The sequence below is a fragment of the Micromonospora sp. NPDC049060 genome (genome assembly GCF_040649055.1).
Classification (GTDB): domain Bacteria; phylum Actinomycetota; class Actinomycetes; order Mycobacteriales; family Micromonosporaceae; genus Micromonospora; species Micromonospora reichwaldensis.
Genome location: NZ_JBEZEV010000075.1, coordinates 23,575 through 34,704, shown reverse-complemented (window position 1 = coordinate 34,704; position 11,130 = coordinate 23,575). Strand labels below are relative to the sequence as shown.

Here is an 11,130-nt window from a genome sequence, read left to right as displayed (position 1 = left end):
CGGCCGGCCCGCTGGCCGTGAGCGCCCGGCGGCCCGGCCCGGCGACCGCCCGGCAGCCCGGTCCGGCGCGGCGGCCGGCGCTGAGCGAGCCGTGCCCGGTGCGGTGCCTCGTCCGGCGGCGCGGCGGCCGGTTCAGCCCTGCCCGCGCTGGTAGACGTCCGGCACGCCGTCGCGGTCGGCGTCCACCCGCTCCGCCGCCGCGATCCGCCGGTAGGCGGCGTTGCGCCGCACCAGCACGGCCGTGGCGAGCAACGCGGAGATCACCGAGCCGGTCAGCACGGCCGCCTTGACGTTGCCGGCGGCGGCGCTGTCGGGGCCGAACGCGAGTTCGCCGATCAGCAGGGAGACGGTGAACCCGATCCCGGCGAGCAGCGCCACGCCGAGCAGGTCCGTCCAGGTGATGTCCTCGTCGAGCTGCGCGCGGGTGAACCGGGCGAGCAGGAACGTCGAGCCGAAGATCCCGACGACCTTGCCGAGCACCAGACCGGCGACGACGCCGATCACGATCGGGTCGGTGACGATGGCCCCCAGGTCGGCGCCCCGCAGCGACACCCCGGCCGCGAAGAACGCGAAGATCGGCACGGCGAAACCGGCCGAGACGGGGCGCCAGCGGTGCTCCAGGTGCTCGGCGAGCCCGTGCGCGTCGCCGGCCTTGCCCCGCAGGACGGGCACGGTGAAACCCAGCAGGACGCCCGCCACGGTGGCGTGCACCCCGGAGGCGTGCATGAGGACCCACGCGGTGGCCGCCAACGGGATCAGCGCCCACCACCACGTCCTGCGCCGCTGCACGAGCAGGCCGAAGAGGGCGATGGGGACCAGGGCGGCGAGCAGCGGCAGCGGGCTGAAGTCGGCGGTGTAGAAGATCGCGATGATGGTGATGGCGAGCAGGTCGTCGACCACCGCCAGGGTCAGCAGGAAGGCGCGCAGGCCCTGCGGCAGGTGCGAGCCGATGACCGCGAGGACGGCGAGGGCGAAGGCGATGTCCGTCGCGGTGGGGATGGCCCACCCCCGCAGCCCGTCCCCGCCGGCGGCGAGGTTGACCGCGAGGTAGATCAGGGCGGGCGCCGCCATGCCGCCGACCGCCGCGATCACGGGCAGCGCCGCCCGGCGAGGGTCGCGCAGTTCGCCCGCGACGAACTCGCGCTTGAGTTCGAGCCCGACGACGAAGAAGAAGATCGCCAGGAGGCCGTCGGCGGCCCAGGCGGCGAGGTCCAGATCCAGGTGCAGGGCCGCGCCGCCCGGCCAGGGCACCCAGGCGCCGAGGGCGGCGTAGGAGGATTCCCAGGGCGAGTTCGCCCAGGTGAGCGCGATCATCGCGCCGAGCAGCAGGAGCCCGCCGCCGACGGTCTCGGTCCGCAGCACGTCGGCCAGGAACCGGGCCTCCGGCCAGGACGTACGCGAGAAGAAACGCCGGTTCGGGCGGGGGCGGTCGGCTGGCGGTTTGCGGTCGGTCATGCGCGGTTCCACCTCGGTCTTGGGCAGCATCAGACGACGCCGACCAGGCTTCCCGGCACACCATTGCCGACCCTATCCAGCACAGGCGTGACCGGCGAGTCGGGGCGGCTCATTGCCGCCGAGGATCACGCCCGCTCGGTTTTCCCCGCCACCCTGGACGCCGTCCGCCCGTTTGTCCGGTGGTGGGTCGGGCGCCGATGTCAAGGGGTGAAAATACGTAACTCAGGACATAAGGCGTATGAGTCGCTTTAATGGTTTCACGAGATTAAGTCGACCTTGGGGGTTTTCGTGAAGTTCTTTGGCGTTACCGGCCTGGTACGGAGGCGCGCCTGATGGACCTGTACCGCCAACTCCGCCTCGTGCGTCGGCACTGGTGGATCGTGCTCCTCACCGTCATGGTCGCGCTCGGCGTCACCGCCCTCGTCACCGTCCGGGCGCAGCCCCGCTACGTCGCCTCGGTCACCTTCTTCGTCACCACGCCCAGCCAGGGCGTCACCGACGCCTACCAGGGCGGCCTCTTCCTCCAGCAGCGGGTCAAGTCCTACGCGGAACTGCTGACCAGCGACCGCCTCGCGCAGAGCGTGGTCGCCGAGGCTCCGGTCGGGCTCACCGCCGAGGAGGTCCAGCGCCGGGTCAGCACCTCCACCGAGACCGGCACCGTGCTGCTGCGCGCGTCGGTGACCGACACGGACCAGAGCCGGGCCCTGAAGGTCACCGAGGTGCTCTCCGCGCAGTTCGTCCAGCTGGTGCAGAAGGTGGAGACGACCCAGGACGGCAAGGCCGGCCCGATCAGGATCGAGGTGGTCAGCGGGCCCCGGGTCACCCCGACGCCCGTCTCGCCGCAGCCGGTCCGCAACTTCGCCGTCGGTACGCTGCTCGGCCTGCTCGCCGGCGTGGGCCTGGCGATCCTGCGCGGGGTCGCCGACGTCCGCCTGCGCGACGCCGCCGGCCTCCGGCGTACCACCGGCAGCCCGCTGCTCGGCGAGATCCCCTTCGAGAGCACCGCGAAGTCGGAGCCGTTGATCGTCGGCGCGGCGGCGAACTCCGCCCGGGCCGAGGCGGTGCGCAAGCTGCGCACCAACCTGCGCTTCGTCGACGTGCACGAGCCCGCCCGCGTCATCGCGGTCACCAGCGCCCTGCAGGGCGAGGGCAAGACCACGCTCTCCTGCAACCTGGCGATCGCCCTGGCCGAGGCCGGCTGGCGGGTGCTGCTGGTCGACGCCGACCTGCGCCGCCCGAAGGTCGCCGACTACCTGGGGCTCGACGCGGGCATCGGGCTGACCGACGTGCTGGTCGGCGACGTCCAGGTCGGCGACGTGGTCCAGCGCTGGGGCGACAAGTCCCTGCTGGTGCTCCCGAGCGGCTCGGCGCCGCCCAACCCCAGTGAGCTGCTCGGCTCCAAGGCGATGGCGGACCTGCTGCTCGCCCTGCGCGAGTCCGCCGACATCGTCATCATCGACACCGCCCCGCTGCTGGCCGTGACGGACGGCGTGGTGGTGGCCGTGCAGGCCGACGGCGCGCTCCTGGTCTCCCAGCAGGGCCGCACCTCCCGCAGCCAGGTGGCGCAGGCCGCCCGCGCCCTGAACTCGGTCTCCGTCCGGCTGCTCGGCTGCGTGCTGAACATGGCGAAGGTGGCCAAGGCGGAGGCGTACCAGTACGAGGCCTACCGGGTGGTCGCCGCCGCCGCGACTCCGGACGTGCCGGCCGACGCGACCCCGTCCGCCCGGCACGCGGAGCGGGTCGACGGCGTCGTCAGCGACCGTACGCAGGAACTCACCCGGCTGTCGCGATGAGCGCCGCGAGGGGTCGCATCGACCGTTCGATCTCCTCCGCGCAGCGTCGGAAGTCGGCGGCGGTGCCGCCGATCGGGTCCCGCAGGTCGTCCGCGTCCCCGGTGGCGGGTTGCAGCCGCCCCCGGGCGCGGGCGGCCGCCTCGACCGCCGCCCGCAGTGGACCGTCGGCCGGATCCGTCGTCGGGTCGGCGGCCGAGGCCAGCCGGCCGAACTGGCGGAGGGTGAACGTCCGGTGCAGCGCGGCCGGCGCGAGGGCGGTGCACACCGAGCGCTGGCGGCGCGTGGCCGTGAGCACCAGCGTCGCACCGGCCAGGTGCTCCGGGCGCAGCCGGCGGCTGCGGAAGTCGGTGGGATCCCCGCCGGTCTCGGCCGCCAGGTCCGCCGCGTGCGGGTGCATCGGCAGATCGTCGACGGCGTCCGTGCCGGCGCTGGCGACCGTCACCGCGCGCCCGGCCAGCAGGCGACGGGCGATGTACTCGGCCATCGGTGACCGGCACAGGTTGGCGTGGCAGACGAACAACACCCGGTCGACCATGCGGACCCCTCTCGTCGGTGCCGTCGCGGACGGTGGCGCCGCGCCGGCCGCCGGCCGTCGGAGCCGGCCGGACGTGGAGGGGATGTCGGCATCGTACGCGGGCCGGACGACTCCACGGCACGGTGCCGCGCCGAGGAGCCCCGGCCGGACGGAGGTGGGTCGGTGAGGATCGGGATCCTGTCGTACCACTTCCCGCCCGAGCCGGCGTTCATCCCGGGCAGTCTCGCCGAGGAACTCGCCGTCCGGGGGCACGAGGTGAAGGTGCTGACCGGCTTCCCCGACTATCCCGGCGGCCACGTCTACCCGGGCTGGCGGCAGCGCTGGCGGTACGAGACCCACAGCGAGCGGCTGACGGTCCGGCGGGTCCCGCGCTACTCCGCCGGGGACGGGTCGCTGCGCGGCCGGATGGCCGGGCACCTGTCGTTCGCCGGCAGCGCGACGGTGACCGGGCGGTGGTTCCTGGCCGACGTCGACGCCCTCTACGTCCACCTGCCGCCGGCGAACGCCTTCGCTGCGGCGGGCCTGCTCCGCCTGCTGGGCCGGGTGCCGACCGTCGTGCACGTGCAGGACGTCTGGGCGGAGGACGAGCCGGTCGGGGCCGAGAACGGGCGGTGGGCCGGGCGGATCGCCGCCGCGATGGCGCGGGTCTACCGGGCCGCGGACGGGATCGCGGTCGCCGCGCCGTCGCTGCGCGACCGGGTCGTCGAGGCGGGTGTGGACCCGGCCCGGGTGCGGGTGGTGCTCAACTGGACCGACGAGCGGATCTTCCACCCCGCCCGGCCCAGCCGCGCGGCTCACCGGCTGGTCCGGCGCGACGAGCGGTGCGTGGTGATGCACGCCGGCACCATCGGCGCCCGGCAGGGCCTGGAGACCGCGGTACGGGCGGCGGCGGCACTGGACCACACCGTGGACCTCGTCCTGGTGGGCTCGGGCGCGGACGAGCGGCGGGTGCGGGGGCTCGCCGCCGACCTGCGGGCCGAGAACGTGCGCTTCGTGGAGCGGCGGTCTCCGCCGGACATGCCGGACCTGTACGCCGCCGCCGACTACCAGCTCGTCATGCTGCGGGACCTGCCCGAGCTGCGCAGCACCCTGCCGGCGAAGCTCCAGGCGGCGTTCTCCTGCGCCGTGCCCGTGGTGGCCTCCGCCGGCGGCGACACCGCGGACCTGGTGGAACGGGCCCGGGCGGGGCTCTCCTGCCCGCCGGGGGACTGGGCGAGCCTCGCCGACCGGTTCTGGCTGGCCGCCACCATCCCGCCGCCCGCCCGGGCGGACATGGGCCGGCGCGGCCGGGAGGCGTACCTGCGGGAGATGTCGATGTCGGCGGGTGTGGACCGGATCGAACGGCTGCTGTACGAGGCGGCCGCCGGGCGCCCCGACGGTCGGTGAACGGCGAGCGGGGCTCGCATACCGGTCAACCGCGTCATCTTCGGGCGAAAACGATCGTTAGCAGTGTGGAGCGGCAGCGGACCGGGGTCCGCCCGCCGTTCCCCAGGAAGGACGTGTGGTGTGACGGAGAGCGCGAGACCGCGTCGACGGCGTGGTCGTTCCCGCCGGCGGCGGCAGCTGCGCCGGGCCCTGCTCGCCGCCCTCGTGGTGGGTTCGCTGCTGCTGCTGACCGGTGGCTGGGTGGGCTTCCGGGGCTGGCAGGCCCGCGCCCACCTGCTCAACGCCGCCGGCCTGGCCCGGGAGCTCAGCGCCCAGGTGGTCGGGGGCGACACCGCCCGGGCGCAGCGCACCCTCGCGGCGCTCCAGGCGCAGTCCGGCAGCGCCCGGGCGGCGACCGGTGACCCCGGCTGGTGGGTCGGGCGGCACACCCCGTACGCGGGGGACAACCTGGCGGCCGTCCGGCAGATCTCGGTGGCCATCGACGACCTGGCCCGGCAGGCGTTCCCGCCGCTGCTGCGCGCCGACCTGACCAGCCTGGTGCCGGCGGGCGGGCGGCTGGACGTGGGTCGGCTGCGGACCCTGTCGGCCGAGCTGGCCAGGGTCAACGACACGGTGCAGGGTGCCCGGGACAGCCTCGCGACGGTGCCCAGCGAGGGCCTGGTCGGTCAGGTCCGGCAGGCGCTCGGCGATCTGCGGGGCGAGATCGACCGGCTGGCCGGCCTGACCGCCGCCGCGAGCGAGGCCACCCGGGTGCTGCCGGGGCTGCTGGGCGCCGACGGCCCCCGCACCTACCTGGTGGTCTCCCAGAACCCCGCCGAGCTGCGCGCCACCGGCGGGATGATCGGCGCGTACGCGGTCATCCACGCGGCCGACGGCCGGGTCCGGATGGGACGGCAGGGCACCAGCAGCACGCTGGGCCGGTTCCAGCCGCCGCTGAAGGTGCCCGCCGAGGTGCGCAGCCTCTGGGCCGACCTGCCCGGGATCTATCCGGCCGACGTGAACCTCACCCCGCACTTCCCGACTGCCGCCGCCCTCTACCGGGAGATGTTCCGCCGGCGTACGGGCACCACCGTGGACGGGGTGCTCGCCGTCGACCCGGTGGTGCTGTCGTACCTGCTCAGGGCCACCGGGCCGGTGATGGTGCCGGGGGGCGTCCCGCTGGCCGCCGAGAAGGTCGTGCAGACGGTGCTCAGCGACAGCTACCAGCGGATGGACAACGAGGAACAGGACGCCTTCTTCGCCGCCTCCGCCGCCGCCGTGTTCGACGCGCTGGTCACGAAGAATGTAGACCCGAAGGCGTTATTGTCCTCATTTGACCGTGCTGTCACTGAACGCCGGATATTGTTCTGGAGTGCCCGACATGAAGAGCAACGGAAGATCGGCGACAGCCGGTTGGCCGGGGCGCTTCCGGAGAAGGACACCGTGCCCACGGTCGGCGTGTTCCTCAACGACGGCAGCGGCGCGAAGCTCGGCTACTACCTCCGGCCGTCGGCGGCCCTGGCGGTCGGCGACTGCCGGCCCGACGGCCGCCGGGAACTTCGACTCCGGGTCACCCTGCGCTCGTCGGCGCCGAAGTCGGGCCTCAGCGAGTCGGTCCTCGGCCTCGGTCTGGCCGGTGACCCGTACACCGTACGCACGTTGGTGTCGGTGCACAGCCCCGCCGGCGGGGCGGTGCTCGCCGCCCGTCTGGACGGCGTCGAGACGGCGGTGGGCAGCGGCACCGAACGGCGCCGTCAGGTGAGCACCGCCAACGTCGAGGTCGGCCCGGGGGGCTCCCGCACGTTGGAGGTCACCGTCCTGACCGCGACCACCGGCGTCGGTACCGCCGAGCTGTGGCTGACCCCCACCGCCACCCCATGGACCACCCAAGTTGTTTCCGCACCAAGCTGTGATCAGTAGGAGGGAACCAATCATGCGGCTATCCCGCATCATCATGGCGCTCACGGTCGGTCTGGCCGTGCTGGCCGTGCCGACCGCAGCGGGGGCGGCGCAGCCGCAGCCGACGCCGGGCACCGGCACGCCACAACCACCGGTCTACCCGCCGGGCGGCACCCCGACACCGACACTCACGGTCACCCCGCCGACCGTCGTGGTCGGCCAGACCGCCACCCTGATCGGCCGGGGCTGGGGGCCGGGCGAGACGGTGATCATCACCGTCAGCACGTCGCCGCTCGCCGCCGCCGTGCCGGGCGCCGACCAGGCGCGCCGCAGCGACGGCGAGATCGTCGCCATGGCGCCGGTCTCGTTCCAGCAGGCACCCCAGCCGAACCCCAGGACCCTGGAGGTCACGGCTGACGACGACGGCTACTTCCGCACCACCTACACGCCGCGTCACCACGGCACGTACACCTTCCGGGCCGAAGGCCAGACGTACCACCGGGTGGCGACCGCGACGCTGACCGTGCTCAAGAAGCACACGCCGCCGCTGCCCGTCACGGGCGACAGCCTGAGCACCCCGATGAAGTTCGGCGGCGGCCTCGTCGGCGCCGGCGCGGTGCTCCTGCTGCTGTCGCTGGTCTGGCGCAAGCGCCACCGCTTCGGCATGGGAGCCGCGCGCTGACGGTGAAGCTCCCCTTCGGGCAGTGCCCGGACATCGCGAACGACTGGCGCCCGTCGGAGATCTCCGACGGGCGCCAGCCCGTCCCGTACCGCCTCGGTCGCCCCGCCGCGCCGGCCCACCCGATCCGCCGCGGCCCGCCTGGGGGAGGCCGGCCGGGCACCCTCGGCCAGCAGGCGGCGGCATGGCACCATGGCCGTGTCCTGTGCCGCCGGGTGGCCGGGGACACGACAGCGATGGAGTCGGGATGACAGGAGTGGCCGGCGCGCCGGTGCCGGGACTGGCGCCACTGTGGACGCACGACCCGGTGACCGCCGGCCCGTACCGGCTGGTCGGTCGGCTGGGCGCGGGCGGCCAGGGTGTGGTCTACCTGGGCGAGGACGACCAGGGCCACCAGGTGGCCGTAAAGATGATCAACATCGACCTGAGTGACCTGCGGGCGCGGTCGCAGTTCATGAAGGAGATCGCCGCGGCGCGCCGCGTCGTGCCGTTCTGCACCGCGCAGGTGCTCTTCGCCGAGGTCGACGGCGAACGCCCCTACGTGGTCAGCGAGTTCATCGAGGGCCCGACCCTCTACCGGCACGTCCGCGAGCAGGGCCCGGTCGCCGGCAACGCGCTGCACCGCCTCGCCGTCGGTACGGCCACCGCGCTCGCCGCGATCCACCGCTGCGACGTCGTGCACTGCGACCTGAAGCCCGACAACGTGGTGCTCGGCCGGGACGGCCCCCGCGTGATCGACTTCGGCATCGCCCGCGCCGTGGGCGTCACCGAGACGGTGACCAGCCGGGTGCTGGGGACCACCGCGTACATGGCCCCGGAGCGGTTCCGCAACGACTCGATCGGGCCACCCTGCGACGTCTTCGCCTGGGCCGCCACCATCGCCTTCGCCGCCGGGGGCCGGCCGCCGTTCGGCACCGACTCGCTCTTCGCGGTGATGCACCGGGTGCTCAACGAGCCGCCCGACCTGCCCGCGCTGCCACCGGGCCTCGACGAGCTGATCAGGCAGTGCCTGGCCAAGGACCCGGCGGAGCGGCCGGAGGCCGAAGAGGTGCTGATGCGGCTGCTCGGGCAGGACGTCCGGGACGCGGGCCCGCTGCGCCGGGAGACCGTGCTCCAATTCGGCAACGAGATTGCCGGCGCGCCGACGCCGGGTGAGCCGCTGCCGTTGCCCCGTACCGCGTCGGACCCGCCGGCGGCCCGGCCGGAACCGACGGCGCCGACGCGCCTCGAACAGACGTCGCAGAGCCCGTCCACGGCTTCCGCGCCCGCCGACCAGGCGGGCGGTGGCTGGGGGCGGCGGCTCCGTCGTGAGTCGACCGACGCCTGGGGCATCTCGACCGCGATCTTCCTCGGCTCGGTCGGCGCCGCGGCCGGCTACGTCGCGTCGAGCGCGGTGGAGGCGGCCGCAGCGACCGGGGCCGCCACCTTCGTCGTGGTCTACACGGTTCGGCTGCTGGTCGCGACGGCGCTCGGCGACCGCCCCTGACCGAGGAACGCGGGTGGGCGGGGGCGGTTCGTCCCGGACGCCGGGTCGGGCGCTGCCGGTGGCACCGCACCGATAGGTTGACTGCCACCAGTTGACCGCCGAGGAGGACGTCGCCATGGCCCCAGCCCCGCCGCGCGCACGACAGTGGTTGCCGTACACCGCGGCCGTCACCGCCGGGCTGCTGGTCATCGTCGGGGCGTTCGTGCTCGTACGGCAGCGGGACGCGGGCACCGACCGGCCCCGGGCCGACTGTGCCGTCCGCCTGGACGTGAACTCCTCGACCGAGAAGGCGGCGCTGCTGGTCGAGCTGGCGAAACGGTACAACGACAGCGACCGCTCGCTCGACGGCGGCGGCTGCGCCCAGGTGCACGTCAGCGCCCTGAACTCGGGCAAGGCCACCGAGGCACTGGCCGCCGGCTGGAGCGGCACCGGCCTGCCGCAGCCGCAGGTCTGGTTGCCGACGTCGAGCCTCTGGACGGGCCAGCTGCGGCTGCTCGACAAGGCCGCCGGGCGGGCGCCGCAGACCCCGGGCCCTTATCCGTCGATCGCCAACAGCCCGCTTGTCATCGCGATGCCGCAGCCCAAGGGCGAGCTGGTACGCCAGCGCGGGCCGCTGGGCTGGGGGGAGATCCTCGGCCTCTCCGGGCGGCAGGGCTGGGCGGGCTTCGGCAAACCGGAGTGGGGCCGCTTCACCTTCGGCAAGGACAACCCGAACCTCTCCACCTCGGGTCTGGCGGCGACCATCGCCACCTACTACGCCGCCGCGAAGCGCTCCAGCGACCTCACCACGTCGGACCTGGCGGATCCGAAGGTGACCCGGTTCGTCCGGCAGATCGAGGCCAACGTGTCGCACTACAGCGACGACTCGGTGGAGCTGCTGCGCGACCTCGCCGAGGCCGACCTGGCCGGCGGGGGCGCCAGCACCGGCGACATGAGCGCCATCGTCATGCAGGAGGAGCTGGTCCACCTCTACAACGAGGGCGGGCTGAGCCCGCGGCAGGAAGGCCAGGAGCGGGGCCCCCGGCCGAAGGTGCCGCTGGTCGCCGTACACCCGAAGGAGGGCACCTTCAACCTGGACCACCCCTTCGTGGTGCTCCCCTCCGCCGACGAACGGCAGCGCGCGGCGGCGGACGACTTCCTGAAGTTCCTGACCGCGGACGACCAGCAGGAGAGCTTCGTCCGCCTCGGCTTCCGCGACCACGAGCGCAGCGCCTCGGCGGAGCTGCTCGCCAGCGTAGGCGCCGAGCCCACCGGCGGGCTGAACTACTTCGCGCCGCCGAACCCGGAGGTGGTCGAGGCGATGCTGGACGACTGGAGCACGCTGCGCAAGAAGGCCAACATCCTGATCGCCCTGGACACCTCCGGGTCGATGCAGGCCCCGGTCGGCGACAGCACGCGCTTCCAGGTCGCCTCGGCGGCGGCGGCCAAGGGGCTCGCGCTGCTCAACTCCGAGGACCGGGTCGGGCTCTGGTCGTTCTCCTCGGAGACCTCGAAGCGGCCCGACGGCCCGTACCGGGAGGAGGTCCGGCTCGGCGACTTCGACCAGAAGCGGATCAACAGCCGGATTGCCGGCCTGCACGTCGCGGGGGACACGGCGCTCTACGCGACGGTCCGGGCCGCCCACGAGCAGGTGCTCGAGCGGTACGACCCGGACCGGATCAACGCCGTCGTCGTGCTGACCGACGGCAAGAACGAGTACCCCCGGGACAACGACCTGGCCCGGCTGCTCGCCGACGTCGCCCTGGACCCGCGGCGCCCGGTGAAGGTCTTCTGCATCGCCTTCGACGGGGATTCGGACTTCGCCACGCTGGACCGGATCGCCAAGGCGTCGTCCGGCAAGGCGTTCGACGCCACCGACCCCGCCATGATCGACGAGGCGTTCGTGAAGCTGGTCAGCAGCTTCTGAGCCGCCGGTGCC

At 73.9% G+C, this 11,130-nt stretch carries 8 protein-coding genes; 6 read left to right on the top strand and 2 right to left on the bottom strand.

The genetic code is table 11. The features are described 5' to 3' along the window. Nucleotides 1-132: 132 nt before the first annotated feature. Nucleotides 133-1,455: a Na+/H+ antiporter NhaA gene (nhaA, locus tag AB0B83_RS23180; protein WP_357579927.1), complete on the bottom strand. Its 1,323-nt coding sequence runs from the start codon at nt 1,453-1,455 to the stop codon at nt 133-135. 332 nt (nt 1,456-1,787) lie between these two features. Between nhaA and AB0B83_RS23175 the strand changes: the two genes are divergently transcribed. Continuing rightward, nucleotides 1,788-3,248 (top strand): polysaccharide biosynthesis tyrosine autokinase, encoded by a 1,461-nt coding sequence (locus AB0B83_RS23175; protein ID WP_357579926.1) that lies wholly within the window; start codon nt 1,788-1,790, stop codon nt 3,246-3,248. Here AB0B83_RS23175 and AB0B83_RS23170 read toward each other — a convergent pair. Further along, nucleotides 3,229-3,783: a low molecular weight phosphatase family protein gene (locus AB0B83_RS23170; RefSeq protein ID WP_311411159.1), complete on the bottom strand. Its 555-nt coding sequence runs from the start codon at nt 3,781-3,783 to the stop codon at nt 3,229-3,231. The genes AB0B83_RS23175 and AB0B83_RS23170 overlap by 20 nt on opposite strands. A gap of 162 nt (nt 3,784-3,945) precedes the next feature. Between AB0B83_RS23170 and AB0B83_RS23165 the strand changes: the two genes are divergently transcribed. The 5 genes from AB0B83_RS23165 to AB0B83_RS23145 all read left to right on the top strand — a co-directional run bounded on the left by AB0B83_RS23165 (nt 3,946) and on the right by AB0B83_RS23145 (nt 11,118). Then, entirely contained in the window at nt 3,946-5,169 is a 1,224-nt protein-coding gene (locus tag AB0B83_RS23165; RefSeq protein WP_357579925.1) for a glycosyltransferase family 4 protein, read from the top strand. Between the two features lie 120 nt (nt 5,170-5,289). Next, nucleotides 5,290-7,068, top strand: coding sequence for a DUF4012 domain-containing protein (locus AB0B83_RS23160; protein WP_357579924.1), 1,779 nt, complete (start codon nt 5,290-5,292; stop codon nt 7,066-7,068). 13 nt (nt 7,069-7,081) lie between these two features. Next, nucleotides 7,082-7,729 carry a hypothetical protein gene (locus AB0B83_RS23155; RefSeq protein WP_357579923.1) on the top strand — a complete coding sequence of 216 codons (648 nt, stop codon included), beginning with the start codon at nt 7,082-7,084 and terminating at the stop codon, nt 7,727-7,729. Nucleotides 7,730-7,973: 244 nt separating this feature from the next. After that, on the top strand, nt 7,974-9,212 hold the full coding sequence (locus AB0B83_RS23150; protein WP_357579922.1) for a serine/threonine-protein kinase: 1,239 nt from the start codon (nt 7,974-7,976) through the stop codon (nt 9,210-9,212). 91 nt (nt 9,213-9,303) lie between these two features. After that, a complete protein-coding gene (locus tag AB0B83_RS23145; RefSeq protein WP_357579921.1) occupies nt 9,304-11,118 on the top strand; it encodes a substrate-binding and VWA domain-containing protein in 1,815 nt (604 codons plus the stop codon). The last annotated feature ends 12 nt before the right edge of the window (nt 11,119-11,130 follow it).